This is a genomic window from Kocuria sabuli (genome assembly GCF_040981185.1).
Taxonomy (GTDB): domain Bacteria; phylum Actinomycetota; class Actinomycetes; order Actinomycetales; family Micrococcaceae; genus Kocuria; species Kocuria sabuli.
Genome location: NZ_JAVHZE010000012.1, coordinates 86,502 through 111,341 on the forward strand (window position 1 = coordinate 86,502; position 24,840 = coordinate 111,341).

General features: G+C 74.4%; 27 protein-coding genes. 6 read left to right on the plus strand and 21 right to left on the minus strand.

The annotated features are described in order from the left end of the window. Positions 1-87: 87 nt before the first annotated feature. The gene (locus tag RE027_RS12535; protein ID WP_368808604.1) at positions 88-888 is read right to left on the minus strand and encodes a RibD family protein; all 801 of its coding nucleotides are present in this window, start codon (positions 886-888) and stop codon (positions 88-90) included. A 4-nt stretch (positions 889-892) separates the two neighbouring features. Further along, entirely contained in the window at positions 893-1,429 is a 537-nt protein-coding gene (locus RE027_RS12540; RefSeq protein ID WP_368808605.1) for a hypothetical protein, read from the minus strand. 190 nt (positions 1,430-1,619) lie between these two features. On the opposite strand from RE027_RS12540, the gene RE027_RS12545 reads away from it, so the two are divergent. Together RE027_RS12545 and RE027_RS12550 are read left to right on the plus strand one after the other, a co-directional pair. Further along, positions 1,620-1,883 carry a DUF3072 domain-containing protein gene (locus RE027_RS12545; RefSeq protein ID WP_368808606.1) on the plus strand — a complete coding sequence of 88 codons (264 nt, stop codon included), beginning with the start codon at positions 1,620-1,622 and terminating at the stop codon, positions 1,881-1,883. A gap of 24 nt (positions 1,884-1,907) precedes the next feature. Beyond that, entirely contained in the window at positions 1,908-2,939 is a 1,032-nt protein-coding gene (locus tag RE027_RS12550; RefSeq protein ID WP_368808607.1) for an NAD-dependent epimerase/dehydratase family protein, read from the plus strand. 46 nt (positions 2,940-2,985) lie between these two features. On the opposite strand, the gene RE027_RS12555 is transcribed toward RE027_RS12550, so the two are convergent. The 4 genes from RE027_RS12555 to RE027_RS12570 all read right to left on the minus strand — a co-directional run bounded on the left by RE027_RS12555 (position 2,986) and on the right by RE027_RS12570 (position 7,402). Further along, positions 2,986-4,311, minus strand: a complete 1,326-nt coding sequence (locus RE027_RS12555) for an MFS transporter (RefSeq protein WP_368808608.1) — start codon at positions 4,309-4,311, stop codon at positions 2,986-2,988. A gap of 69 nt (positions 4,312-4,380) precedes the next feature. Continuing rightward, entirely contained in the window at positions 4,381-5,286 is a 906-nt protein-coding gene (locus tag RE027_RS12560; RefSeq protein ID WP_368808609.1) for a hypothetical protein, read from the minus strand. Continuing rightward, positions 5,283-5,987 carry a response regulator transcription factor gene (locus tag RE027_RS12565; RefSeq protein WP_368808610.1) on the minus strand — a complete coding sequence of 235 codons (705 nt, stop codon included), beginning with the start codon at positions 5,985-5,987 and terminating at the stop codon, positions 5,283-5,285. The genes RE027_RS12560 and RE027_RS12565 overlap by 4 nt, the downstream gene beginning before the upstream one ends. Further along, positions 5,987-7,402: a sensor histidine kinase gene (locus RE027_RS12570; protein WP_368808611.1), complete on the minus strand. Its 1,416-nt coding sequence runs from the start codon at positions 7,400-7,402 to the stop codon at positions 5,987-5,989. Before RE027_RS12570 ends, RE027_RS12565 begins: the two co-directional genes overlap by 1 nt. Positions 7,403-7,581: 179 nt before the next feature. Between RE027_RS12570 and RE027_RS12575 the strand changes: the two genes are divergently transcribed. Continuing rightward, positions 7,582-8,970 (plus strand): acyltransferase family protein, encoded by a 1,389-nt coding sequence (locus tag RE027_RS12575; RefSeq protein WP_368808612.1) that lies wholly within the window; start codon positions 7,582-7,584, stop codon positions 8,968-8,970. 28 nt (positions 8,971-8,998) lie between these two features. Here the strand turns inward: RE027_RS12575 and RE027_RS12580 are convergent, their stop codons facing one another. After that, on the minus strand, positions 8,999-9,472 hold the full coding sequence (locus RE027_RS12580; protein ID WP_368808613.1) for a hypothetical protein: 474 nt from the start codon (positions 9,470-9,472) through the stop codon (positions 8,999-9,001). A gap of 268 nt (positions 9,473-9,740) precedes the next feature. On the opposite strand from RE027_RS12580, the gene RE027_RS12585 reads away from it, so the two are divergent. Both RE027_RS12585 and RE027_RS12590 read left to right on the plus strand, forming a co-directional pair. After that, on the plus strand, positions 9,741-9,950 hold the full coding sequence (locus tag RE027_RS12585) for a hypothetical protein (RefSeq protein ID WP_368808614.1): 210 nt from the start codon (positions 9,741-9,743) through the stop codon (positions 9,948-9,950). Positions 9,951-9,964: 14 nt separating this feature from the next. Next, positions 9,965-10,465: a DUF1990 domain-containing protein gene (locus tag RE027_RS12590; protein ID WP_368808615.1), complete on the plus strand. Its 501-nt coding sequence runs from the start codon at positions 9,965-9,967 to the stop codon at positions 10,463-10,465. Positions 10,466-10,529: 64 nt separating this feature from the next. On the opposite strand, the gene RE027_RS12595 is transcribed toward RE027_RS12590, so the two are convergent. From RE027_RS12595 to RE027_RS12660, 14 genes are all read right to left on the minus strand, one after another. After that, entirely contained in the window at positions 10,530-10,781 is a 252-nt protein-coding gene (locus RE027_RS12595) for a hypothetical protein (RefSeq protein ID WP_368808616.1), read from the minus strand. A gap of 118 nt (positions 10,782-10,899) precedes the next feature. Then, positions 10,900-11,748: an urease accessory protein UreD gene (locus tag RE027_RS12600; protein WP_368808617.1), complete on the minus strand. Its 849-nt coding sequence runs from the start codon at positions 11,746-11,748 to the stop codon at positions 10,900-10,902. Further along, positions 11,745-12,407: an urease accessory protein UreG gene (gene ureG, locus RE027_RS12605; protein WP_368808618.1), complete on the minus strand. Its 663-nt coding sequence runs from the start codon at positions 12,405-12,407 to the stop codon at positions 11,745-11,747. The genes RE027_RS12600 and ureG overlap by 4 nt, the downstream gene beginning before the upstream one ends. Positions 12,408-12,452: 45 nt before the next feature. After that, positions 12,453-13,175 carry an urease accessory protein UreF gene (locus RE027_RS12610; RefSeq protein WP_368808619.1) on the minus strand — a complete coding sequence of 241 codons (723 nt, stop codon included), beginning with the start codon at positions 13,173-13,175 and terminating at the stop codon, positions 12,453-12,455. Continuing rightward, the gene (locus tag RE027_RS12615) at positions 13,156-13,644 is read right to left on the minus strand and encodes an urease accessory protein UreE (protein WP_368808620.1); all 489 of its coding nucleotides are present in this window, start codon (positions 13,642-13,644) and stop codon (positions 13,156-13,158) included. Before RE027_RS12615 ends, RE027_RS12610 begins: the two co-directional genes overlap by 20 nt. Before the next feature lie 82 nt (positions 13,645-13,726). After that, positions 13,727-15,439 (minus strand): urease subunit alpha, encoded by a 1,713-nt coding sequence (ureC, locus tag RE027_RS12620; protein ID WP_368808621.1) that lies wholly within the window; start codon positions 15,437-15,439, stop codon positions 13,727-13,729. Beyond that, complete coding sequence (locus RE027_RS12625; protein WP_368808622.1) at positions 15,436-15,780, minus strand: urease subunit beta; 345 nt, start codon at positions 15,778-15,780, stop codon at positions 15,436-15,438. Before RE027_RS12625 ends, ureC begins: the two co-directional genes overlap by 4 nt. Positions 15,781-15,801: 21 nt before the next feature. Then, complete coding sequence (locus RE027_RS12630) at positions 15,802-16,104, minus strand: urease subunit gamma (RefSeq protein ID WP_368808623.1); 303 nt, start codon at positions 16,102-16,104, stop codon at positions 15,802-15,804. 279 nt (positions 16,105-16,383) lie between these two features. Then, a complete protein-coding gene (locus RE027_RS12635) occupies positions 16,384-16,926 on the minus strand; it encodes a hypothetical protein (RefSeq protein ID WP_368808624.1) in 543 nt (180 codons plus the stop codon). Between the two features lie 191 nt (positions 16,927-17,117). Then, entirely contained in the window at positions 17,118-18,701 is a 1,584-nt protein-coding gene (locus tag RE027_RS12640) for a thiamine pyrophosphate-binding protein (protein WP_368808625.1), read from the minus strand. A 74-nt stretch (positions 18,702-18,775) separates the two neighbouring features. Beyond that, the gene (locus RE027_RS12645; protein ID WP_368808626.1) at positions 18,776-20,179 is read right to left on the minus strand and encodes an NAD-dependent succinate-semialdehyde dehydrogenase; all 1,404 of its coding nucleotides are present in this window, start codon (positions 20,177-20,179) and stop codon (positions 18,776-18,778) included. A gap of 143 nt (positions 20,180-20,322) precedes the next feature. Beyond that, positions 20,323-20,979, minus strand: coding sequence for a cyclase family protein (locus tag RE027_RS12650; RefSeq protein WP_368808627.1), 657 nt, complete (start codon positions 20,977-20,979; stop codon positions 20,323-20,325). Continuing rightward, entirely contained in the window at positions 20,966-22,312 is a 1,347-nt protein-coding gene (locus tag RE027_RS12655; protein WP_368808633.1) for a purine-cytosine permease family protein, read from the minus strand. Before RE027_RS12655 ends, RE027_RS12650 begins: the two co-directional genes overlap by 14 nt. A gap of 191 nt (positions 22,313-22,503) precedes the next feature. Then, positions 22,504-23,988 carry a sodium:solute symporter family protein gene (locus tag RE027_RS12660; protein WP_368808628.1) on the minus strand — a complete coding sequence of 495 codons (1,485 nt, stop codon included), beginning with the start codon at positions 23,986-23,988 and terminating at the stop codon, positions 22,504-22,506. A 174-nt stretch (positions 23,989-24,162) separates the two neighbouring features. Here RE027_RS12660 and RE027_RS12665 point away from each other — a divergent pair, with 174 nt between their 5' ends. Beyond that, positions 24,163-24,729: a helix-turn-helix domain-containing protein gene (locus RE027_RS12665; protein WP_368808629.1), complete on the plus strand. Its 567-nt coding sequence runs from the start codon at positions 24,163-24,165 to the stop codon at positions 24,727-24,729. Positions 24,730-24,840: the final 111 nt, after the last annotated feature.

A 24,840-nucleotide genomic window follows, 5' to 3' on the forward strand; every position in this document is an offset into this window, starting at 1 on the left:
GAGGAGGTCCGCGCGTCCACAGGCAGCGGGGTCCGGAAGGGCCTCGAGAGGTGATCCTGGCCCGCACCGCCCGTCGGCGTACCGGGCTCAGGTGCGGAGGGTCAGCTCGGTGCACACGTCGTCGCCGAGCTGGAACCTGCGCACCGGGGCGCGCAGGGCGCCGGAGAGGTGGTCCGCGCCGCGGAAGCGGATGCCCGGCACCCCGTCGCCGATGAGCATGGGCGCGGTGGTGAGGTAGAGCCGGTGCAGCGCCCGGGCCTCCAGGAAGCTCGAGACCGTGCGCCCGCCGCCCTCCACGAGGACCCGTTCCAGTCCCCGGTCGGCGAGCGCCGCCAGGACGTCCCCGGGCGCCAGGCGGCGGGACGCGGCGGGCATCCGCAGCACGACGACGTGCGGGGCGGGCGCCGTCGGCACCGGGGCGTCGTCGCCCACGACCCAGACGGTGGGGGCCGCGCCGTCGGTGAGCACGGCCGACCCGGCCGGGGTGCGCGCCGAGGGGTCGAGGAGCACCCGGGTGGGGTGGGGTCCGGGCACCGCCCGGACGGTCAGCAGGCAGTCGTCGGCGGCGACCGTCCCGACCCCCACGACCACCGCGTCCACGAGCGCGCGCAGGCGGTGCAGGTGCTCGCGGTCCTCCGGGCCGGTCACGTACTCGGCGTGCCCGGTGCGGGAGGCGATGAAGCCGTCCAGGCTCTGGCCGAGCTGGGCGATCACCAGGGGACCTTCGTGCAGCACGAGCGGCCCGTAGCGCTCGACGAGCTCCGCGTCCGCCGGCGCCGCGGGATCGACGCGGCCCGCCAGCAGCCGCTCCCACGCGCCGGCGGCCCCGGGCGCGGCGGCAGGGGCGCCCTCCGCGGGTCGCGGCACGGACCGGCGGCTCTCGACCACGGGCTCAGCTCCGGGCGAGGAACCGGTCCCGGGCGGTCTCCTCGGCGATCGCCCGCAGGCGGTCGTACTGGTCGGCGGCGCCGGCCTCGAGCGTCCGGAGCTCCTCGGCGTCGAGCCGCGGATCCACCGTGACGAGCTCCAGGAGGGTGACCCACATGCTGCGCTTGGCCACCACCAGGGACTGCAGCATCTCGAGCTCACCGTGGGCGGCGATCCCGGCCCGCTCCCGGATCCGGCTCAGCGGATTGAGGCGGGACGCGACGCCGGTGACGGTGCCGAGTCCCTTGACCACCTTGCGCCGGGCGGAGCCCAGGCGGTCGATCATCGCCTCGAGGCGCTCGATGTCGTCCTGGATCTCGCGGTGGAACTCGGCGAACCGGTCCTCGTAGCGCGTGCCGGCCCAGGTGCGGGCCGCCTCGTCGAAGAGCCGCACCCCGGACAGGGCGCCCATGTAGTGCCCGAGCATGTAGGCCTCGAGCTTGTCGTCCTGGAGCCGGGCGCCCGCGGCGCCGTTGCCGCCGGTCTGGGACTGTTCGCTCATCTGCTTCTCCTCCGTGCGGTGCTGGTGTGCGGTGCCTGCCTGCGGTGCCGGGCGCCGACGCTGGTCCCCCAGACTACTGACTCCACCGCTGCGGCGGCAGGACCGCGGGGCCGGGACCGCCCGGCGCCGGGACCGCAGGAGCGGGAGGACCGGGGGCGATAATCATAAGCGATATGACTATCATGGGCGCATGACTGAGAACGCGAACGGCACCCCGGACCCCGACGAGCAGGAGACCATCGGCGCCTCCAGCCCCGAGCCGGGCAGCGGGATCGACCGCGACCCGGACGAGTGGGCCACGGGCGAGGAGCCCATGACCACCGCGCAGCGCAGCTACCTGGACACGCTGGCCCGCGAGGCCGGGGAGGAGCTGCCCGCGGACCTCACCAAGGCCGAGGCCTCCAAGCACATCGACCGCCTGCAGGGCCAGAGCAACCGCGTCCAGGACCAGTAGGTCCGGGCGGAGAGGAGGAGCGCGGTGAAGATCGTCGTCCTGGGAGCCACCGGCAACGTGGGCACCGCGCTGCTCCGGCGGCTGCACGCCGCCCCCGAGGTCACACAGATCGTGGGAGTCTCCCGGGAGGGCCCGGAGCGGGAGGGCGAGCCGTACGACGGTGTCGAGTGGCACACCGTGGACGTCGCCGAGAAGGAGTCCACCGGGCGGCTCGCGGAGATCCTGCGCGGGGCGGACGCGGTGGTGCACCTGGTGTGGCTGATCCGCCCGAACCGCGACTTCGCCCTCATGCACCGGACGAACGTCGACGGGCTGGTGCACGTGCTCGACGCCGTGCTCCTCGCCGGTGTGCCCCACGTCGTCTACCCGTCCTCCCTCGGCGCCTACAGCCGCGGTCCCAAGGACCGGGCCGTGGACGAGTCCTGGCCCGTGGGCGGGGTGGACACCTCCCACTACAACGTGCAGAAGGCCGAGACGGAGGCGGTGCTCAACCGGTTCGAGGAGGCCCACCCCGACGTCCTCGTGACCCGGCTGCGGCCCGGCTTCCTGTTCCAGGCGCCCGCCGCCCCCGAGATCGGGGACTACTTCTTCGGCGCCCTCGTGCCCAAGGGGCTGATCGCCCGGCTGCGCCTGCCGGTGCTGCCCTTCCCGGAGCGGTTCCGGTTCCAGACGCTGCACACCGACGACGTCGCCGACGCGTTCTGGCGGGTCATCCTGCACCGGGCGGGCGGGGCGTTCAACATCGCGGCCGAGCCCGTGCTCGGTCCCGACGGCGTGGCCCAGGTGCTCGGCGCCAAGCGGATCCTGCCCGTGCCCCCGGCCCTGGTCCGGGCGCTCGTGGCGATCACCTACCGGCTGCGGCTGCAGCCCACCGATCCCGGCTGGATCGACCTCGCGGACGCCGTCCCGATCATGGACACCACGCGGATCCGCGAGGTGACCGGCTGGTCGGAGACGGTGAGCTCGCTCGAGGCGCTGCGGCAGCTCGTGGACCACCTCGACGGCCGCGAGGGCCTCGGCAACCGGGAGCACCGGCCCAAGTCCCCTCTGGTGTAGCCGCACCGGCCGCCCGGTCCGGACGTGCCCCGGGCGGCCGGTCGGGTCAGCGCCCCGGGCGCTGGAGCAGGGCCAGCGCCGCGCTGAGCAGGACCATGGTGCAGGCCGCGCCGACCGCGGCGGCGAACGCGCCCCGGTGCCCGGCGGTCCCGGCCAGGACACCGGCCAGCGCCGCGCCCACGGCGGAGCCGAGGACCACGCCGCTCGCGAGCATCGTCATGACCGTGCCCAGCCGCTCCGGCCGGGCGACGTCCCCGCCGATGGTGTAGATCGTGACCATCGTGGGTCCCACGGGCAGGCCGGCGAGCAGCAGCACCACGAGCATCGGCCCGATCCCGCTCGGCAGCAGGAACAGCAGGCTCAGGGCGGCCATGGCGCCGGCGCTGACCACCCAGCGGGAGGCGGGCCGGAAGCGCTGCGGCCACCACGCCACGGACAGCGCGGCGGCCGCCGAGCTGATGCCGAGCACGGCGTAGAGCAGGCCGGTCGCACTCTGGATGCCGAACTCGCCGCCGAAGGCGTTGAGGCCGTTCTGCACGGCGCCGAAGAACGCGCCCATGGCCACCATCCCCAGGACGGGGAGCAGCACGAGGAGCCGTTCGCGGCGGGTGACGGGACGGGCGGCCGCCCGCCGCCGTTCCGCGCGCGAGACGGCCGGGACCGCCAGGCGCGTGGGGTGCACGGCGAAGGACGTGACCATCGTGAGCGTCAGGACCGCCGCGAGGACGAAGGGGGACCAGGGGGCGACCAGGGAGGCCAGGAGGCCCACGAGGGCCGGGCCGAGCACGAAGGTCAGCTCGTCGGCGGTGGACTCGTAGGACAGGGCGGTGTCCAGCTCGCGCCGGTTCCCGCCGACCAGTCCCCGCCACCGCACCCGGGCCAGCGGGCCCACCTGGGGGCAGGTGGCGCCCACGAGCAGGGACGCGCCGAGGAGCAGCGGTACGGCCGGCGCGCCCGGCCCTCCGGGGGCGTAGGCGGTGACCAGCAGCAGCGCGATGGCCACGGCGTGGGCGAGGGCGGAGACCAGCAGCACGGCCCGCTGGCCCACGCGGTCGGCGAGGTGGCCCATCAGGGGGCCGCCCAGCGCCGACCCGACCCCGACGGCGCCGGCGGCCAGCCCGCCGACGACGTAGGAGCCGCTGACGTCGGTGGCGAGGGTGAGCGCCCCGACGGTGAGCATGGCCAGGGGCAGACGGGCCACGAAGGCGATCGGCAGGAAGTCGCGCCCGGCGAGCTGCAGGAGCCGGGCGTACCGGCCGCCGGACGAAGGCGTCGTCCAGCGGCCGGTGTCGTGCTGGGCCGGCGCGGAGTGCTCCGCGGTGGGGGCCGGGGTGGCGTGCTCAGCCGGGGAAGAGGCGGTCAGGGGGTTCACAGGGGTCCTCGGAGGATGTGCGCACCGTCCCCCCTCCCGGTGCGCCCGACCCGGACAACGGGGTCCAGTCTACCGCTCGACCGACCCGCGGCCAGGGGCGGAGGACCGGTCGCCGTAGGTGATCTCCGCCGCCCCCACGGCCGAGGAGACGTACAGGCAGGGGCGGTCGTCGGGGACGGCGGCGCAGACCGTGGCCGCCGTCAGCTCCTCGGGGTCGCGCTCGTCCGCGCCCGCCACCGAGGGGGTCCACCAGGCGGCGTCCGGGACCGCGGTCTCGATGGCCCCCGCGCGGGTCGTGACGGACACGCGCCGGGGCGCCTCGCCGAGGAGCCGGACCTCGGTGGACCCGACCTCGGTGTGCACGTCCAGGTCCTCGCGCACCCGGACCCCGTCGAGCTCGACGGCGCCGACCTCCGAGGCCGCCCACAGGGTGCGTGCGCTGCCGCTCACCTCGATCACGCCGGCCTCGGTGTCGAGCCGGACGTCGCCGTAGTCGCCCTCGACGCTCAGGGCGCCGGCGTCCCCGGAGAGCCGCAGGTCCACGGGTTCGCCCTCGGCCGGGACGGTGATCCGCACGTGCATCCCGTTGCCGGCGCCCGGCCAGGAGCCCGACGGGAGGGCGTCGATGCTCAGCCGGCCGTCCTCGACGCGGGGCTCGGGGGCGCTCTCGAGCCGGAACCCGGCGTACACGGACTCCACCCGCAGGTCGGGGACGTCGGCCGTCACGACCTCGATGACGGCCGACCGGCCGTCGACCACGACCGTGTCCACGGACTCGGTCACGGTGGTGTCCACCCGGTGCTCCTGGACGGACAGGGACGCGGCCGCAGTCGCGCCGCCGGCGCCCAGCAGGAGGAGGGCGCCGAGGCCGCCGAGCACGGCGGTGGGGACGAGCCAGGCGGTGCGCTCGGTCTCGCCGACGACGTCACGGGCGGCGGGGGGCGCGGGGGCGGGGTGCTCGGGAAGGGTGCTCATGGCCGGTGCTCCTGGTGGGACGGGTGGGCGGACGGGGAGTGGCCGGGCCCGGGGTCGGGGTAGCCGAGGTAGCGCAGGACCGCGCGGACGCGGCGGTTGCCGCCGTCCTCGTGGGCGAGGCCGAGCTTGGTGAACACGGAGCGGATGTGCTTCTCCACGGAGGACTCGGTGAGGAACAGGTTCGCGGCGATCGAGGCGTTGGACAGGCCCTGGGCCATGAGCGCGAGCACCTCGTGCTCCCGCGGGGAGAGCAGCTCGAGGTCCTGCCGGTGCCGTGAGCGCACCAGCAGCTGGGAGACGACCTCCGGGTCCAGCACGGTGCCGCCGGCCCCCACCGTCTCCACGGACTCGAGGAACTGCTCCACGTCCGCCACCCGGTCCTTGAGCAGGTAGCCCAGGCCGTCCCGGCGGGAGGCGATCAGCTCGGAGGCGTAGCGCTCCTCGACGTACTGCGAGAGCACGAGCACCGCGATCCGCGGGTGCTGGGAACGGACGAGGACGGCGGCGCGGATCCCCTCGTCCGTGAACGTCGGCGGCAGCCGCACGTCCACGAGGGCGAAGTCCGGCTCGTGCTGCTCGACGGCCCTGAGCAGGTCCTCCGCGGTGTCGACGTCGGCGACCACGTCGTGGCCGGCGTCGGTGAGCAGACGGACGAGCCCCGCGCGCAGGAGGACGGCGTCCTCGGCGATGACGATGCGCATCAGGATCCCGCCCCCCGGGCGACCGGCAGCTCGACGGTCAGCTCGGTCGGCCCGCCCGCGGGCGAGTCGAGGAAGAAGTGCCCGCCCGCGGAGCGGATCCGGTCCGCGATCCCGGACAGGCCGCCGCCGGGGACGACCACGGCGCCGCCGCGGCCGTCGTCGGCGATCCGGGCGACCACCCGGGTGCCGCCGGCGGGGTCCGTCTCGAGGCCCACCCACACGGAGGCGGCGTCCGCCCCGGCGTGCTTGACGACGTTGGCGAGGCCCTCGGAGACCGCGAAGTACACGGCCGCCTCGGTCTCGGGGGCCAGGCGCGGCACCCGCACGTCCACGGCGACCGGGACCGGGGACTGGGCGGCCACAGCGGACAGGGCGGCGTCGAGCCCCCGGTCCTCCAGCACCGCGGGGTGGAAGCCCCGGGCCAGGCGCCGCAGCTCGGTGATCGCGGCCTTGGTCGTGGCGTGCGCCTCGCCGATGAGGTCCTTGGCACCGGCGGGGTCGTGGTCGATCCGCCGCTGGGCCATCGACAGGTTCATGGCCACCGACACCAGCTGGGGCTGCACGCCGTCGTGCAGGTCGCGCTCGATCCGGGAGCGCTCGGTCCGGGCCCCGCGGACCGCGGTCTCCCGGGCCGCCGCGGCCTCGGCGGCCCGGCGGCGCAGCTCCGCCTCCTCGTCCACGCGCAGCAGCAGCCGGGACAGGCCCCGGTGGGCGGCCACGGCGAGGACCACGACGAGCAGCCCGAGGAGGGCCAGGGCAGCCCCGGTCAGGACCACGGCCCAGTCCGGCCAGGTCCCGACCAGCTCGGAGGGCCAGAACGGGTTGTTCGGCGCCGCGTACAGCGGCGCGAGGGCCAGGGCCACGGCGGCCCCGGTGCCGGCCAGCGCGCCGACGGCCAGCCAACCCAGGACGGTGGTCAGGACGAGGTGCAGCAGACCGGTCCAGAACGCGGCGTCGGAGACGTCCAGCCACCACTGGTGCAGGATCCGCCATCCGTCGGTGCGGGGCGAGCGGCGCCGGTGCGGGGTGGGCAGGTGCAGCCCGAACGCCGCCTGCGTGCGGCGGCGCTCGACCCACTCGATCCCGCGGACCGCGTAGATCGCGGCCACCAGCAGCACCAGTCCCACGACCGCGGCGAGGGAGGCGAGGCCGGCGGTGACGAGGGAGACGAGGGCGGTCAGCCACAGCGTGCCCAGCGCGGCGTCGACCACCAGGTCGGTGCTGCCGAAGAAGAGGGTCCTGGCGGACCACGGTCCCCACTCGTGGAAGCCGGTGCCGCCGGCGGGGACGGCGGGCCGGGACCCGGTGGCGGGGCGGTGGGCGGCGCCGTCGGCGGCCGTCCCGGGGTCGGGGGGGCTCCCCGCGCCGCTCCACGGTGCGGACGGCAGGGGCCGGGTCTCGTGCGGTGTGCTCATGGTCCTCACGCTACGGTCGCGGACCCGCCCCGCACTGCGACGTTCTCCACCTGTTACGACTGCGGATATCCGCAACCGGGTCCGGGGGACGGGCACCGGCCGCCGCGCCGGCCGGAGCACGACCTATGCTTCCCCCAGCACCGGCGTTCCCGCCGCTCGTCCCGCGAGGAGAGACCACCATGACGACAGGTCCGGGCGCGGACGGCGCCGCGCCGGCAGCTCCGGTCGGCGCCGTCCGGGCGTTCCGCGACGGCCGCCGGGGCCCGGCTCCGCCGCCGGGCGCCGGCGTGGCCGGGACCGTCCGGGCGCCCGGCCCGGCCGCCGTGTCCGCGCAGCGGGACCTCGTGCTCGACGCCGCGCGCACCGGGTGCCTGCTGGTGGTCGTGCTCGTGCACCTGCTCATGGTCACCGTGACGGCCGACCCCGGCACCGGCGGCCCCACCACGGTCATGGTGCCCACGCAGCAGCCCTGGTACTGGTGGGCCACCTGGATCCTGCAGGTCATGCCCCTGTTCTTCGTGCTGGGCGGACATGCCTCCGTGCTGTCCTGGCGCCGGCACACCGCCCGCGGCGGGGACGCCGCCGGCTGGGTCCGCGCCCGCGCGCTGCGGCTGCTGCGGCCCGCGGCGGTGCTGTGGGCCGTCCTGGCGCTCGGCTGCGGGGCGGCCCTCGCCGCCGGTGCCCCGCCGGAGCTGGTGCGCACCGTCGTCCAGGGCATGGGCATGCCCCTGTGGTTCCTGGCCGCCTACCTCGCCTGCCAGGCGCTGCTGCCGCTCACGGCCGGTTGGCACGGACGCGCCCCCGGGACCACCGCAGCCGGGCTGCTGGCCGCGGTCGTGGCGGTGGACGCCCTGCGGATCGGCACCGGGGCCGCCTGGGTCGGGCTGCTCAACCTCGTGCTCGTGTGGCCGCTCGTGCAGCAGCTCGGCTTCCTCCGGGCGGACGGCTGGTTCGCCGGCCGCCGGCCGGCACAGCTGCTGGCCGGCGGGGGCCTGTGCGTCGCGCTGCTGGCCGGGCTCGTGGCCACCGGGCGGTACGCCCCGGACATGCTGACGAACCTCAATCCGGCCACCGTCTGCATGGTCCTGCTGGGCGTGGCGCAGGCGTGCCTGCTGCAGCTCGCCGCACCGGCACTCGGGGCGCTGATGCGCACCCGACCCGCCCGTCTGGTGGCGTGGGCGGTGGGCGGGCGCGCCATGACCGTCTACCTCTGGCACCTGCCCGTGATCGTCGCCGTGGCGGCCGTGTGGTTCCTGGCCGGCGGGCCCGATCCGCAGCCGGGCTCCGCCGCGTGGTGGGCCTGGCGGGTCCCGCTGGGCGCGGTCGTCGCCGTGGTGCTCGCCGTGCTCAGCGTGCCCCTCGTGCGGGCCGAGCGGCGTCCTGTGGCCCTGCCACCGGGGGACCGGGAACCGGCCGCGCCCGTGGTGGCGCTCGCCGTGCTGCTCGGCTTCCTCCCGCCGTTCCTGCAGATCAGCTGGTGGCTCTCGCCGGTGCTGGCCCTGGCCGGCGCCGTGCTCACGGCAGTGGCGGTCGCCCTGCTGCGGCGCGGCCGTCCCGCGGCCCGGTGAGCTCCCCGCGTGCGGTGGAGGGGGCGCCTCAGCCGGAGTTCAGGACGTTCGCGCCGAGGGCCGCCAGCGTCCCGAAGGCGGCGCCCCACAGGACGATGGAGACGATCTGCCAGCCGATGACGGCGTTGCGCGGTGCGCCGAAGGAGACCATGGCGGTCGCGGTGATCTGGCTCGGCAGGATGGTCTGGCCGAGCAGGCTGACGCCGGCCACCCCGTACCGGTCGAACGCCCTGCGGAGCTTCAGGCGCTTCGGCGACGCGTCCCGGACGTCGCCGGCGAACCTCCGCCGGATGCGGTGCGCGCCCAGGACGAGCACCAGCATGGATGCGACGTTGCCGACGACGGCGGCCGCGACGGCCACGGGCGGGCTGATCCCGGCCAGGACGCCGATGACCGAGCCGAAGTAGGACTCGACGAACGGAACGGCCCCGGCCGCGACCACCCCCAGCCACTGGAGCAGCGGCGGCATGGAGGAGGTGAAGTCCTGCAGGGCGTCGATCATCGGGATCCTTCGGGGAGCGGTGGCGGTCGGCCGTGCCGGTGCGGCCGGCCTCTCCCGGCACGCTATCGGGGCGTAGCCCCGCTGGTCCTCCCCCGGCAGGCGGAACGCCCGGCCGCTTGGGCGGGGCGGGCCGTCGGAGGGCGCCGGTCGGCTCGGTCCCGGGGAGGAGACGGCGGGCCGGCCGGTCCCGAGCGCCCGTGAAGCCCTGGCCCATGACCACGTGGGGCCGGGGTTGGTGGGGGCGCCGGTGCGCCGAGAGACTGGACGCATGGATGCAGTACGGGGCGGGAGCGACGGCGTCCCCCACGCCGACGACGAGCAGGGCCGGCCCGCCGGTCCGTGGGTGGAGGACGACCGGCAGGGAGGGGTGGTGCGGGGGGACGGCGTGGCCGGCGCACGCCACGGGCGGTGGCAGCGCGTCCCGGCCTCCGGCGCCCTGCGCTCGGAGGGCGACCGGGACCGCGGGTGCCCCGCGTGAGGCGCTTGCGGCCCGTGCCGCTGGAGCAGCGCCGGCTCACCTACCCAGAGGTCGGTGCGACCGCCGGTGCGCTGCCGGACGGCTACGACCACCTGGTGCGCTCCCGCACCATCGGCACCGGGGACGCGGTGTTCCACGCGGCCGCCGAGCGGTTGATGGGCTGGGAGATGCACCGGTCCGCGGGGATCGACGTGCGGCCCACGGCGCAGCGGGCGGCCGTGGGCGCCCGGGTGCTGCTGCGCCTGGGGTGGGGCGTCCTGCGGATCGGGGCCGCGTGCGAGGTCGTGCTGGTGCTCGACGAGCCCCGGCGGCAGGGCTTCGCCTACGGCACGCTGGACGGACACCCCGAGCGGGGCGAGGAACTGTTCTGTCTCGAGCGGCGCGACGACGACACGGTGGTGCTGGGCATCACCGCCTTCTCCCGCCCGGCCGCGTGGTGGGCCGCGGCCGGGGCCCCGGCCGCCCGGCGGGTGCAGGAGCGGGTCACGCAGCGGTACCTGGGGAGTGTGCTCTGACGGTCCCGGTCGTCCGGGCGGCTCGGAGGTCCGGGCGGTCCTGGGAACCGGGCGGCCCCGGCACTCAGCCGGCGGGGAGCAGCGGGCAGCGGCGCAGGCGGTGCTCCCGCAGGGAGATCAGCCGGAGGGTCCCGATGCGGTCCTCCTCCAGCCACAGCACCCCCAGGTGGGGCGCCACCTGGCTGACGGTGCCGGTGCAGCGCAGCCGCCGGTGCTCCCAGACCTCGACCCGGTCGCCGGGCGTGAGCCGGGCCGGGCCGAGGACCCAGCGGGCGGGAGCCGTCGTGGAGGCGGTCGTGGTGGTGGGCGCAGTCACGGGGGAGACCCCTTCCGGGTCGTGCGGCGGGACCCCTCCATCCTCGTCCCCGGATGTGGCCGCGGCGTTTCCGGGCGGTTGAGATCGGGTGTCCTCCCCGGCCGTGCGCGGGGACCGGTCAGTACTTGCGCAGCGCCACGCGGCCCTGTCCGGTCCACTGCGCGCGCAGCAGCGCGGAGACGTCCAGGAGCAGCTCCGTCAGCTCCTCGGAACCGGGCCCCAGCGCGCGAACCACGAGCCCCGGCACGGGCAGCTCGGAGATCCCGCAGCGCAGCCCCGGCAGCCGCTGCTCGGCCGCGGCGAGCAGCTCGTGGACCCGTTCGACCAGGGCACGGTCCACGCGCGGGTCCACGACCAGCAGGGAGCCCAGGTGGGTGCGGCCCTCCAGGAAGCCGAGCTCGGCGACGGCGTCCTCCCCGGGGCGCAGGCGGAGGTTGTCCAGCACGACCGTGCGCCCGCCCATCACCACCTCGGTGCGCAGCACCACGCTGCGGTAGCGGAAGACGGTCCCGTCCGCCGCCCACCCCGGGGTGACCACCTCGCCCGCCACGAGGCAGGCGGAGGGGTCCATCGACACGGTCGTGGACTGGACGTAGTCCGCGTCCTCGTAGGCGATGAGCTGGTCCGGCAGGTACTCGAGCACCGCGCCCGGGCCGAGTGCGAAGCGCACGTCCTGCCGTGCGGCAGCGGCCGGGGTGCGATAGACCTTGGTCGCGGACTGGGTGGTGACCAGGGCGGTGCCGGCGGCCTCCACGGCGACGTCCAGCTCGTAGCGGTCCCCGCCGAGGTATCCTCCGCCGGGATTGACGACGACGAAGCACGGCTGCCCCGACCCGTCCAGGTGGTGGGGGCGCAGCACGCGCAGGGCGCCCTCGTGGAACTGCCGGACGGCCACCGTGCGCCGTCCGCGCGGCGCCAGGGTCAGTGCGAGCCGGCCGGTCGGCGCGGCGGCCGCGGCGGCGGTCACCGGGCCATGTCCAGCATCAGGACGTCGTGCCGGATCCACGCCAGGATCTGCTCGAGGCCCTCGTCCGTGCGCAGGTTCGTGAAGCAGAACGGCCGGTCCCTGCGGAACACCGCCGAGTCCGCGGCCATGACATCGAGGTCGGCGCCGACGTGCGGGGCGAGGTCGGTCTTGTTGATCACGAACAGGTCGGACTTGATCATGCCCTGCCCGGCCTTCCGGGGGATCTTCTCGCCCTGGGCCACGTCGATGATGTAGATCGAGAAGTCGACCAGCTCGGGGCTGAACGTGGCCGAGAGGTTGTCCCCGCCGGACTCGACGAACACGATCTGCAGGTCGGGGTGGGTCCGGCACAGCCGTTCGATCGCGGCCTCGTTCATCGAGGTGTCCTCACGGATGGCCGTGTGCGGGCAGCCGCCGGTCTCGATGCCGACGATCCGGTCCAGGGGCAGCACGCCGTTGCGGGCGAGGATCCTGGCGTCCTCGATCGTGTAGATGTCGTTGGTGATCGCGGCCATCGAGACCTCGTCGATCAGCGCCCGGGTGACCCGCTCCACGAGCTGCGTCTTGCCGGCGCCCACGGGGCCGCCCACGCCGATGCGCACGGGGCCGCGGCCGGTCGGTGCGGTAGGGGCGGGAGGGGCGGGAGGAACGGTGGTCATGGGAACTCCTGGGTCGGTGCGGTGGACGGTGCGGTGGACGGTGGGTCAGGACATGAACATGCGGGCCCGCTGCCAGGCGTGGCGCATCTGGGCGATCTCCAGCCCGGGGCTGGTCGCCCCGAACTCGTCGTCGGCCATGCGCCCGATCCGCTCGACGCCGCGGGCGACGTCGTCGTGCAGGGCGCGCAGGACGCGCTGGCCGGCGTTCTGGCCGATGGGGATCCCGCGCACGGCGTTCTGGGTCAGGGACGTCACGGTCGAGAAGAGGTACGCCCCCGCCAGATGCTCCCAGGCCACGCCGAGGTCGGCGCCCACGAGGGCGAAGGCCACCGCGGGGCTGCCCCGGCTGGTCCCCGCCCGCAGCCGGTCCGCATAGGCCGTGAGCCGGGGCGAGGGGAAGTTCTCCGCGCCGATCTCGGCCATCCGCCGGCCCATCGCGGAGGCGGCGTCCCGGATCTGGACGGGCAGGGCCTGGGCGGCCAGCAGGTCGTCGGCGCGCCACACGGCGTCGTCGTCCGCCGCCGTGGCGACGGCCCGCACGGCCCAGCCCTCGGCGGGCACCACCTGGTGGTGCAGGCAGTGCCGCACCCACGCCAGGAAACCCGGCTCGTCGCCCACCGTGCCGTCGTCGATGTAGGTCTCGAGGCCCAGGGAGTGGGCGAACGCGCCGGTGGGCAGGGCCGAGTCGCACAGCTGCAGCACGGCCAGCATCCCGGCGGGGCCGGGAGCGGCGGCCGCGGGCGCGGGCTCAGTGGGTGTGCTCGGCATGGCGGAACGGGATCTCCATCTGCCGTTCGACGCGCGCGAAGCGCACCCCGGCCTCCCGCAGGAAGGCCTCGGCCGTGTGGTCGTACTGGACCAGCATGAGGCCGTCGTGCCCCGGCAGCTCCGGGACCTCGGCGCCGGGGCCGAGGAACTGGGCGGGCAGGTGCCGGTTGCCCAGCGAGTGCGCCACGAAGCCCATCTGCTCGACCGTGGCCGGCGCGACGACCAGGACGTCGGTGGGCAGGGTGGAGACCACCACGGCGTTGGAGCCCTCCCGGTGCAGGATGTCACCGTCCTTGAGCTCCCGCCGCTCGGCCAGGCGGATGCCCACCTCGGTGCCTTGGTCGGTCACGACCCGCTGGACGCGCTTGCGCAGCTCGGGCCCGGACAGCGCGATGCGCTCCAGGTGCAGGCCGGAGCGCTCCTGCTCGGTGAGTTCGGCCAGGTTGCCGACGACGGCTTCGACGATCACGGGTGCGGGTCCTCTCGGGGTGTTCGGGGTGCTGGGGGCGTCCGGGACCGGCCGGGTGCACCGGGCGGTGCCGGCGGGCCGGTCAGAACAGGAAGTAGCGCTGGGCCATGGCCAGCTCCTCGGCGGGCTCGCACGTGACGACCTCTCCGTCGACCCGGACCTCGTAGGTCTGCGGGTCCACCTCGATCTCCGGCGTGGCGTCGTTGTGCCGCATGTCCTTCTTGGACAGCCCGCGGATCCCGCCGACGGCCAGCACGCGCTTGCGCAGGCCCAGGCGCTCGCCGACGCCCGCCTCGACGGCGGCGCGGGACATGAACGTGATGGAGTTGGCGTGCGGGGCGGTGCCCTTGGCGCCGAAGGCGTCGCGCATCAGCTGCGGCTGCGGGGTGGGGATCGAGGCGTTGGGGTCGCCCATCAGGGAGTGCACGATCTGCCCGCCCTTGAGCACGAGCTGCGGCTTCACCCCGAAGAACACCGGGTCCCACAGCACGAGGTCCGCGAACTTGCCGGTCTCCACCGAGCCCACGACGTCGGCGATCCCGTGCGCGATCGCCGGGTTGATCGTGTACTTGGCCACGTAGCGCTTCAGCCGGGCGTTGTCCCCCCGGCCCGTCTCCTCCGGCAGGGGACCGGTGCGCCGCTTCATCTGGTCGGCGAGCTGCCACGTGCGCAGCACCACCTCGCCCACGCGGCCCATGGCCTGGGAGTCCGAGGACGTCATGGAGAAGACCCCGAGGTCGTGCAGGACGTCCTCGGCGGCGATCGTCTCGGGCCGGATCCGGGAGTCGGCGAACGCCACGTCCTCCGGGATGTCCGGGTTGAGGTGGTGGCAGACCATGAGCATGTCCAGGTGCTCCTCGGCCGTGTTGCGCGTGTAGGGCAGCGTCGGATTCGTGGAGGAGGGCAGCACGTGCCCCAGCGCGGCGATGCGGATGATGTCCGGGGCGTGCCCGCCGCCCGCGCCCTCGGTGTGGAAGGTGTGGATCACCCGGCCCGCGATGGCGGCCATCGTGTCCTCGAGGAAGCCGCACTCGTTGAGCGTGTCGGTGTGGATGGCCACCTGGACGTCGAACTCGTCGGCCACGCCCAGGGCGGTGTCGATGGACGAGGTCGTGGCGCCCCAGTCCTCGTGGATCTTCAGCCCGGCGGCCCCGGCGAGGATCTGCTCCGCGAGCGGGCCGGGCGCGGAGGCGTGGCCCTTGCCGAGCAGCCCGAAGTTCATGGGGTAGTCGTCGAGGGCCCGGAACATCCGGGCCAGGTGCCACGCGCCCGGGGTGATCGTGGTGGCGTTGGAGCCCTCGGCGGGTCCGGTGCCGCCGCCGAACATCGTGGTGACCCCGGAGGACAGGGCGGTGCCGATCTGGTCGGCGCCGATGAAGTGGATGTGCGCGTCGATCCCGCCCGCGGTGAGGATCCGGCCCTCGCCGGCGATCACCTCGGTGGAGGCCCCGACGAGGATGTCGACGCCGTCCATGATGTCCGGGTTGCCGGCCTTGCCGATCGCGCTGATCCGACCGTCCCGCAGCCCCACGTCCGCCTTGTAGATCCCGGAGGCGTCCAGGATCACGGCATTGGTGATCACGGTGTCCACCACGCCGTCGTCCCGCGTCAGCCGGCCGTTGTGGCCCATGCCGTCCCGGATCACCTTCCCGCCGCCGAAGACCACCTCGTCCCCGGGGACCGTGAGGTCGCGCTCGACCTCGAGGAACAGCTCGGTGTCGGCCAGGCGCACCAGGTCCCCGGTGGTGGGCCCGTAGAGGCTCGTGTACTGGGCGCGGGACATCTCGTGGCTCATGCCTGCTCCTCCCCGGCGGCGGGGCCGGCCGGTGGATCCAGCGGACCGTTCACCCGGTTCGCCAGGCCGTGCACCTCACGGCGTCCGGCCAGGGCCACGAGACGCACCCGCTTGCGGTCGCCGGGCTCGAAGCGCACGGCCGTGCCCGCGGGGACGTCCAGGCGGAAGCCCCGGGCCGCCTCCCGGTCGAACTCGAGGCCCGGGTTCGCCTCGGCGAAGTGGAAGTGCGAGCCCACCTGCACGGGGCGGTCGCCGCGGTTGACCACGTCCACCTCCGTGGTGGGCCGCGCGGCGTTGATCAGCACGGGCTCGGGCCGCAGGACGTACTCTCCGGGGATCACGGGGGCTCCTTCGCCGCTGGGTCAGCGGATGGGGTCGTGGACGGTGACGAGCTTGGTGCCGTCCGGGAACGTCGCCTCGACCTGGACCGAGTGGATCATCTCCGGCACGCCCTCCATGACGTCCTCGCGGGCGAGGATCGTGGAGCCCCAGGACATCAGCTCGGCCACGGTGCGGCCGTCCCGGGCGCCCTCGAGCAGCTCGGAGGTGATGAGGGCGACGGCCTCGGGGTGGTTGAGCCGCAGCCCGCGGTCCCGGCGCCGGCGTGCGAGGTCACCGGCGACGACGACCAGCAGCTTCTCCTGTTCGCGGGGTGTCAGGTGCACGGTTCTCCTCGGGGACGGCGGGCGCTCGGGGCTGGGGCCACGCTATGGTCCCCGTGTTACGGGTGCGTGCACACCGTGTTTCGGTGACGTGGCGCGGCCCCGGCCCCGTGCGCCGCGGACCGTTCGGCGGGCGACCGGACCGGGTGCGCAGCTCTCCGGTGCCCACCCACGACGAGGGACCGTGCGGTCCGGGAGCACGGCGAGTGCTCCCGGACCGCACGGCCCCCCGGTGCGGTGCTGCGGACCGGCCGCGGGTCCTCGACCCGGCCGGCCGGGGCCTCACTCGGCCGGCTCGGTCACGGTGACCTCCGTGGCCTGGACGTAGGACTCGCCCTCCATGTCGCTGAGCTCGTCCCCGAGGTCGACACCGAGGTCCTCCTCGGCCGCGGCCACGTCCAGCGACGCCTGGAGCGTGCCGGTCACCTCGACCAGGGCGCCGTCCTCGATGTCCGGCAGGTCGGCGTCGTGCAGCACGAGCAGGGAGCCCAGCTCGACGTCGTTCGGGTCCGAGAGCTGCAGCGCGTTCGGCGTGACGGCGTCCTCGACCTCACCGGTGAGGGTCACCTCCTGGCCCTCGTAGAGCGCCCGGTCGTCGGAGAAGTCCCGGGTGTAGGCGCCGTTGTACGGAGCGATGACGTCCGCCGCGGTCTCATCGCCCTCCTGCGGGGCCGGCGAGGACTCCAGGACCTCGCTCTCCTGGACGTCCTCCACATCGACGCCGGTCTCGGGCTCGTTGTTGCCGCAGCCGGCGAGTCCGAGGGCCGCGACGGCGAGCACGCTCGCGGCAGCCTTGCGGGTGGTGGTGCGTTCACGTGTCTTCACGATGAGCCTCCTGGTTTCGGCCGTGGTCCCGGACCGGCGGACGCCGCGCGCCCCGGGTCGTGCCCCTCCACCGTAAGCAGCCTTTCCGACCGTTCACAAGGCACGACGGCGGACTCCGGGGGTCTTCCACGAGCCCTCCGGGAGCACTCTGCGCAACTTGTGACCCGCGCGTGATGCACCCGCCCGCCGGCTCAGACGCGCAGGTGCACCAGGCTGGGGCCGCGCACGGCGAGCGCCTCGGCGACCTTCTCGGCCAGGGTCTCCTGGGTGGCCTCGAGGCCCACGGCGCCGAAGGCCTCCGCGAGCGCCGGCCAGTCCGGCTGCCGCAGGTCCACGGCCAAGGGGTCGATGTCCCGGTCGGTCATGTTCTGCCGGATCTCGCCGTAGCCGCCGTTGTCCACGCAGATGATCGGCAGGTCCAGGCCCAGGTCCACGGCCGTCATCAGCTCCTGGACGGAGAACATCAGGGCGCCGTCGCCCACGAGGCAGACCACCGGCCGGTCCGGCGCGGCGAGCTTGGCCCCGATGGAGGCCGGCAGCCCGTAGCCCAGGGTCGCGTAGGTCCCCATGTAGAGCAGGGAGCGCGGGCGCCGGGCGCGGAAGAACGTCGTCGAGCCCAGATAGGTGACCTGGGAGGAGTCCCCGGCGACGATGGTGTCCTCGGGCACCACGGACATGATCGTCTCGTTGAGGGCGGCGAGGTCGGGCGCCCAGCGGCGGCCCTCGTCGTCGAGCCGGGCGAAGACGCCGGTGAGGTCCCGCGGGGGCCGGGGCTCGAGCGGGCCGATCGCCGCGATCAGCTGCGGGACCACGGCCGCGGAGTGGCCGGGCAGCTCGATGTCCGGGTCCAGGTTGCACAGCATCTGGTCCCGCATGATGTCCACGCGCACGATCGGCCCGGCCGGGGTGATGTCCCCGCCCCACAGCTCGGCCTCGCCCACCTTCGACCCGATGACGAGCAGGGCGTCGGCCGAGCGCAGGAACTCGTGGGCGGTGGCGAGGCGCAGGTCGGCGCCCAGGGAGAGGCGGTGCCGCTCCGGGATGGCGCCCTTGCCGTTGGTCGTGGTGATCACGGGGGCCTCGAGCAGCTCGGCGAGCTCGAGCAGCCGTTCCCCGGCGGGCAGGGAGCCGCCGCCGGCCAGGATGACGGGGGCGCGGGCGCCGCGCAGCACCTCGGCGGCGTGGCGCACGTCCTCGGCCGGGGCCGGCTGCGGGGCGCCCAGCCTCCGCGGGGCCACCTGACGGTCGGTGACGTCGAGCTCCGCCTCCAGGACGTCGAGCGGGATCTCGATGTGCACGGGCCGGGGCCGGGAGTGGGCGAAGTCCCGGAAGGCGTCGTGGACCATGGTCACGGCCTCGGCGCCGCTGGTGACCCGGCGGCTGCGGCCCACGATCGCGTCGACGGCCGCGGACGGGTTCTTCGTCTCGTGCAGCGAGCCGATGTCCCGGAAGTCGTGGCCCACGGGCCGGCCGGGGGACAGGATGATCATCGGCCGGGACTCGGCGTAGGCGGTGGCCGCTCCGGAGAGCGAGTTGAGCAGGCCGGGACCGGAGGTGGTGATGACGACCCCCGGCAGCCCGGAGACCTGGCTCCACCCGTCGGCCCCGTAGGCGGCGCCCTGCTCGTGGCGGGTGGTGACGGCCCGGATGCCCAGCTCGCGCAGCGGGCGGTAGAACTCGAGCGAGTGGGTGCCCGGAATGCCGAAGACGGTGTCGACCCCGTAGCCCCGGAGGGTCTCCAGCACGGCGCGGGCGGTGGTCCTGCGGACGGTCATGAGCGGTCCTCCAAGGGGTGGGGTGCAGTGGGCGGGGATCCCGTGCGTCGGGCGTGCCGGTCCTCGATGGTGGGTCAGTCGTTGACGTAGAGCAGGCGCTTGTTGACGAACTCGTCCATCCCCAGCGGCCCGAGCTCCCGGCCGTAGCCGGAGCGCTTGACCCCACCGAAGGGCATCTCGGCGCCCTCGGCCTCGGCGGCGTTGACGTTGGCCATGCCGGCGTCGAGGCCCTCGGCGAGCCGGCGCGCCCGGTCCGGGTCCGTGCTGAACACGGCCCCGCCCAGGCCGTAGGGGGTGTCGTTGGCCAGGGCGAGGGCCTCCTCGTCACCGGTCACCTGGTAGACCACCGCCACGGGGCCGAAGAGCTCCTCGTGGTGGGCGGCCATTCCCGGGGTGATCCCGGTGAGCACGGCCGGGGCCAGGTAGGCGCCCGGGCCCTCGAGCACCTGCCCGCCGGCGTGCAGGGTGGCCCCGGCCTCCACCGCGTCCCGGATCCGGGCCGCCAGGTTCTCCGCGGCGGCCCGGGAGGACAGCGGGGCGTAGGTGCCCGGGGCGTCTTCGGCCGGGTCGCCGGGCACCAGCGCGGAGGCCTGGCGGGTCAGCTCGGCCACGAACTCGTCGTGGATCCCGGCCGTGACGATCATCCGCTTGTTGGAGTTGCACGACTGGCCGGTGTTGGCCATCCGGGTGGCGAAGGCCGCCCGCGCCGACTCCTGCACATCGTCCGTGTCCAGGACCACGTAGGGGTCGGACCCGCCCAGTTCCAGCACGACCTTCTTCAGGTTCCGCCCGGCGATCTCGGCGACCTTCGCCCCGGCGCGCTCGGACCCGGTCAGCGAGACCCCCTGGACCCGGGGGTCGGCGATGATCCGGGCGACCTGGTCGTGGGAGGCGAAGAGGTTGCGGTAGGCCCCGGCCGGCACCCCGGCGTCGTCCAGCAGCTGCTGGAGGGCCAGGGCTGAGCGGGGGCAGGACTCGGCGTGCTTGAGCACGATGGTGTTCCCCAGGACCAGGTTGGGGGCGGCGAAGCGGGCCACCTGGTAGTAGGGGAAGTTCCACGGCATGATCCCCAGCAGCACCCCCACCGGACGCTTCTGGATCACCGCCCGGCCACCGCCGGAGGTGGGAATCGGCTGGTCGGCGGCCAGGGCCGGGCCCTGGTCGGCGAAGTAGCCGAAGATCTCGGCGCAGAACTCGACCTCGTCGCGGGCCTCGGAGAGCGGCTTGCCCATCTCCTCGGTGGCGATCACGGCCAGCTCCTCGGCGCGCTCGGCGAACAGCGTCCCGACGCGGGCGGCGACGGCCGCCCGTTCCTGGATCGGCCGGGACCGCCACGCGCGGAAGGCGGCGCCGGCGGCGGCGAGGGCTTCCTCGACCTGGGCGTCGGTGGCGGTGGCGTACTCGGCCAGCACCTGGCCGGTGGCCGGGTTGACGGACCGGTAGGGGGACGAGGCGGTGGCGGGGGCATCAGCGGTCATGGCGGGGGCTCTCCTTCTCGGGGATCGGATGGCGTCGACGGCGTCGGGGCCGCCGGGGCGGGGGACGTCGGTACGGGGCACTCCGGGGTGCGGACGGGGCCGGTCCTGCCCGGTCGCCCGTCCCGGGGACGGCGGAGCGGGGCTCACAGCTGCATCGCCACCGCCCGCACCGGGGAGCCGTCCAGACCTCGCAGTCGCAGCGGCAGGGCGCTCAGCAGCGGATCCCGCCAGGTGACGGCGTGGAGGTTCGTCAGGTTCTCGATGATCGCTCCGCCCGAGCCCAGGACCGCCGCGTGCACCGGCAGCTCGAGCGGGCCGGTCGAGGAGGCGTCCGGGGTGCGGTCCGGGTTGAGGGTGTCCACGCCGAGCACGCGCACGCCCGCGGCGAGCAGGTGCCCGGCGATCTCCTCGTGCAGCACCGGGTGCGCCAGGTAGCGCGGCGTGCCGAAGTGCCGGGACCAGCCGGTGCGGAACAGCACGATCGTGCCGGCCCGGACGTCCTCCAGCTGCGCCCGGACGTGCTCCCAGCGGATCACGTCGTGCTCCCCGAGGCCCGGCACGTGCACGATGCGCGCCGGTCCCACCAGGCGGGAGAGGTCGATCGCGTCCACGGGCGAGCCCCCGTCCACGGTGTGCAGCGGGGCGTCCACGTGCGTCCCGCTGTGCGTGCCCAGGTGCAGCTCGGCCACCTGGAAGCCGTCCTGCGGGAAGGACGCCGCGAGCCGGGTGTCCACGGGCGGGTCCCCCGGGAAGACCTGCATGCCGGCCTCCACCGGCTGGCTCAGGTCAACGAGGCGCATCCGCGGTCTCCTCCGGCTCGCCGAGCTCTCGGGACCCGTCCGGCGCCACGGTGTCGTCCACCGCGTCACAGAGGTGGCGCTGCACCGGGCGTCCCGCCACGATCGTCCCGGCCGCGCGGGCCCAGCCCAGGTAGAGCGCGGCGGAGAGCACGAACGTGGGGATGGTCGCGCCCACGGGGCTCGGCAGCACGTAGGTGAGCACGAGCGAGGAGGCCGCGCCGAGGGCCCACACCACCACGGCGGCGGGATGGACCCCGCCCCGGTACCAGTACCGGCCACCGCGTCCGCGCAGGATGTCCGCTCCGTAGGCGCCGCGCTTGACCACGTAGTAGTCCACCAGCATGATCGCGAAGACCGGGATGAAGAGCGAGCCGATCAGGACCAGGAAGCTGGTGAACTGGTCCAGCAGCCCCAGCCAGGTGGCACCGAGGATCGACACGGCCCCCAGCGCCAGGGCGGTGGGCAGGAACCGGAGCCTCCGGGACGGGGTGAGGTTGACCACCGAGGAGACCATGCCGTAGACGACCATGGTGTTGGTGGCCATGACCGACAGGAAGATCACGACCGCCAGGGGCGCGCCGAAGGCGGCGACGAGCACCGTCGGGTCGAAGCCGACCGCCTCGCCGCCGTCGAGCACCACGTAGGCGACGGCGGTCGCGCCCAGGCTCATGGCCGCGACCGTGGACAGGACGTATCCCGTGCCGGAGCCGATCATGCCCGCGGGCTGGGTCCGGGCGAGGCGGTTGAACTCCGCGGAGAGCACGGTCCAGGAGATGGCCGTGGCGATGACGACGTCGAGGACCGCGATGGAGGACCAGCCCGCTCCGGTGTCCACGGGCAGGGCGGCGAAGCCGGCCACCGGGTAGGAGGTGAACGCCACCGTGAAGATCCAGGCCATGATCCCCAGGATCACCACCGCCAGCCACGGCTCGATCCGGGCGATGCCCTCGTGGCCGAGGACGGCCAGCGCCACGACCAGGGTCTGGCAGAGCACCGAGAACAGCACCGGGTCGGAGTAGCCGGTCGCCTGCTCCACCAGGAAGTTCACGGTGACGCCGGCGAGCATGGCCTGCACCCAGCTCCAGCCCATGAGGATGACCACGTTCGCGGCCACCGGGAGGAAGGAGCCGCGCAGCCCGAAGGAGCCCTTGGTCAGGGACATGGTGGGGAGGCCGGTGCGCGTGCCCATGTTCCCCACGAGCACCAGCACCGTCCCGCCGATCAGCGTGCCCAGCACGATCATGCCCAGGGCCGTGGGCCAGGACACCCCGGGCACGAACAGCGTGCCCGTCAGCAGGGTGGTCACCACGAGGTTGGCCGCGAGCCAGATCATCCCGATCCGGCCCGCCCCCAGCGTGCCCCGCAGCGGACCGTAGCCCTCGGAGTTCTCGTCGAGGTGGTCCGACAGGCGGGACCAGGCGGACCTGTGCCCGTCGGCGGCGGCCCGTTCCACCGTCCGGCGGGCCGGCGGGGAGGACGTCCGCTCCGCTGCGGCGTCCGCTCCGGGGGCGCCGGGCGCCCCGGTCACGGCCGGACCTCCGGGCGCTCGGCGCCGGCCGGGCCGGAGCCCGCGAGACGTTCGTTCCAGGACTGCCGCACCTGCGCGGACGTGGGCCGGGACAGCAGGGAGACGACGACGTAGACGATCGCCGAGCTCAGCAGGCCCAGGTAGATCGGGGCGTTGGCCAGCACGCCGAAGAACACCATGGACGCCAGGACGACCACCGAGCCGACGAGCATCGACAGCGCCGCGCCGAGGCCCGTGCCGCGCCGCCACACGAGTCCGCCGAGGATCGCGACGAGCAGGCCGCCGACCAGGATGTCGTAGGCGATGGTCAGCGCGGTGACGGTGTCCGAGACGAAGATCGAGATCGCGGTGATCACCACCCCGAAGACGAGCATGTAGAACCGGTCGGTGCGCAGCTCCGCGGCGTCGTCCGCGGCGGTCGCGTCCTGCCCGGCCGGGGCGGTGCCTCGGCCGGACAGGGCCTTCAGGGTGGGGACGACGTCCACCCGCGCCACGGTGGCCGAGGCGATGAGGGCGCCGGAGGCGGTGGACATCATGGCCGCGACACCGGCGGCCAGCACGACGCCCCCGAGACCGACCGGGACGTACTGCTGGGCCATGGTGGCGAAGGCGTCGTCGGGGGAGGCGAGGTCCGGGGCGAGGACGGCGGCTGCCATGCCGATCACCGCGCCGGCCACGCCGTAGACGCCGACGTAGACGGCGGACGTGAGCCCGCCCCAGCGCGCGACCTCGGGGGAGCGGGCGGTGAAGACGCGCTGCCAGATGTCCTGGCCGATGAGCATGCCGAAGCCGTAGACGACGAACATGGTGATGATCGCCTGCGTGCCCATGCCGTTCCAGGTGAAGAACGAGGCGTCGAGGCGTTCCGTGAGCCCGGACCAGCCGCCGGCGGCGGAGAGGGAGAACGGCAGGAGGACCAGGAAGAGGCCGGCCGTCATGAACACGAACTGCATCATGTCGGTCAGCGTGATCGACCACATCCCGCCGAGCACCGAATAGGCCACGACCACCACGCCGCCGAGCAGGATCGCCCAGGTCCGGTCGATCGGGAACAGCACCGAGAAGATCGCCGCGTAGGCCGAGGTCGACGTCACCGACAGCATCACGGTGTAGGCGAGCATCACGAACGACGACGCCTTCGCGCCCCCGCCCTCGCCGTAGCGCAGCTGCAGCATCTGGGACACCGTGAAGACCTTGAGGGACTGGATGCGGCCGGCGAAGAACAGGCTCAGCGCGGCCAGCCCCGTGGCGATCGCCACGACCAGCCACATCCCGGAGATGCCGTAGGTGTAGCCGAGGCCCACCCCGCCCACGGTGGAGGCGCCGCCGAGGACCACGGCGGCCATGGTGCCGGTGTAGAAGCCCGGACCCAGCCGTCGGCCCGCCACCCGGTAGTCCTCCGAGTTGTGGGCACGCCGGCTGGCCCTGAGCCCGACCGCCACCATGGCGACCAGGTAGAGCGCGATGATCAGCACGTTCATGGATGTCCCTTCTTCCGGGAGCGCAGGCGCTCCCGGGGTGATCGAGAGCTTCCCCGGGACAGGGTTGCTTGGCAAGAAACAAAAGTTGCCCTCCAGAGTATGATGCAGATCATGTTTTGGGAACGGGTCCGGATCGTGACGGGCGGGTAGAACCGTTCGGGAGGAGGCGTCGTCGTGAAAGCACTGCCCATCGAGAGCTCCGGCCACACGGCCGCCGTGGGGTCGCGGCTGCGCAACCACCGGCGGCGCAGCCACATGACCATCGACCAGCTGGCCTCCGCCGCGGGCCTCACCAAGGGCTTCGTCAGCCGGGTCGAGCGGGACATCACCTCACCGTCCGTGGACTCCCTGGTCCGGATGTGCCAGGTGCTGCGGATCGACGTGGGCGAGCTCTTCGCGGGGCCCGCCGACGTCGAGCTGGTCCGGCTCGGGGACGCCCCGCACGTCGACCTCGGCGGCGAGGGCATCGAGGAGCAGCTCGTCACGCCGTCGGCCCAGCGCAAGGTGCAGGTCATCCGGGCCCGCGTGTCGCCCGGCGGCCGCGGCGAGGACGCGATGTACAGCATGGACTGCGAGACCGAGGTGCTGCACCTGATCAGCGGCCGGTTCCGGCTCCACGTCCCGGACCGCGTCTACGACCTGCAGGCCGGGGACACCGTGACGTTCCCCGGTTCCGAGCCGCACACCTGGGAGAACCCCGGCACCGAGGACGCCGTGCTGCTGTGGATCCTCGGCTCCTGAGCTGCCCGCCCGTCCCGCCCACCGTCCCGTCCGCCATCCCTCGAGAGGACCGCACACCATGAACCCCGAACGCATCACCGGCTCCACCGGCGACGGCACCCCCGTGGTCGG

Excerpts from the sequence above, each read along its gene's own strand:
- RE027_RS12540 (WP_368808605.1), bottom strand. The coding sequence starts at position 1,429 with ATGAGCGAACAGTCCCAGACCGGCGGCAACGGCGCCGCGGGCGCCCGG.
- RE027_RS12545 (WP_368808606.1), top strand. The coding sequence starts at position 1,620 with ATGACTGAGAACGCGAACGGCACCCCGGACCCCGACGAGCAGGAGACC.
- RE027_RS12560 (WP_368808609.1), bottom strand. The coding sequence starts at position 5,286 with ATGAGCACCCTTCCCGAGCACCCCGCCCCCGCGCCCCCCGCCGCCCGT.
- RE027_RS12565 (WP_368808610.1), bottom strand. The coding sequence starts at position 5,987 with ATGCGCATCGTCATCGCCGAGGACGCCGTCCTCCTGCGCGCGGGGCTC.
- RE027_RS12570 (WP_368808611.1), bottom strand. The coding sequence starts at position 7,402 with ATGAGCACACCGCACGAGACCCGGCCCCTGCCGTCCGCACCGTGGAGC.
- RE027_RS12575 (WP_368808612.1), top strand. The coding sequence starts at position 7,582 with ATGACGACAGGTCCGGGCGCGGACGGCGCCGCGCCGGCAGCTCCGGTC.
- RE027_RS12580 (WP_368808613.1), bottom strand. The coding sequence starts at position 9,472 with ATGATCGACGCCCTGCAGGACTTCACCTCCTCCATGCCGCCGCTGCTC.
- RE027_RS12585 (WP_368808614.1), top strand. The coding sequence starts at position 9,741 with ATGGATGCAGTACGGGGCGGGAGCGACGGCGTCCCCCACGCCGACGAC.
- ureG (WP_368808618.1), bottom strand. The coding sequence starts at position 12,407 with ATGACCACCGTTCCTCCCGCCCCTCCCGCCCCTACCGCACCGACCGGC.
- RE027_RS12610 (WP_368808619.1), bottom strand. The coding sequence starts at position 13,175 with ATGCCGAGCACACCCACTGAGCCCGCGCCCGCGGCCGCCGCTCCCGGC.
- ureC (WP_368808621.1), bottom strand. The coding sequence starts at position 15,439 with ATGAGCCACGAGATGTCCCGCGCCCAGTACACGAGCCTCTACGGGCCC.
- RE027_RS12640 (WP_368808625.1), bottom strand. The coding sequence starts at position 18,701 with ATGACCGTCCGCAGGACCACCGCCCGCGCCGTGCTGGAGACCCTCCGG.
- RE027_RS12645 (WP_368808626.1), bottom strand. The coding sequence starts at position 20,179 with ATGACCGCTGATGCCCCCGCCACCGCCTCGTCCCCCTACCGGTCCGTC.
- RE027_RS12650 (WP_368808627.1), bottom strand. The coding sequence starts at position 20,979 with ATGCGCCTCGTTGACCTGAGCCAGCCGGTGGAGGCCGGCATGCAGGTC.
- RE027_RS12655 (WP_368808633.1), bottom strand. The coding sequence starts at position 22,312 with ATGATCTGGCTCGCGGCCAACCTCGTGGTGACCACCCTGCTGACGGGC.
- RE027_RS12660 (WP_368808628.1), bottom strand. The coding sequence starts at position 23,988 with ATGAACGTGCTGATCATCGCGCTCTACCTGGTCGCCATGGTGGCGGTC.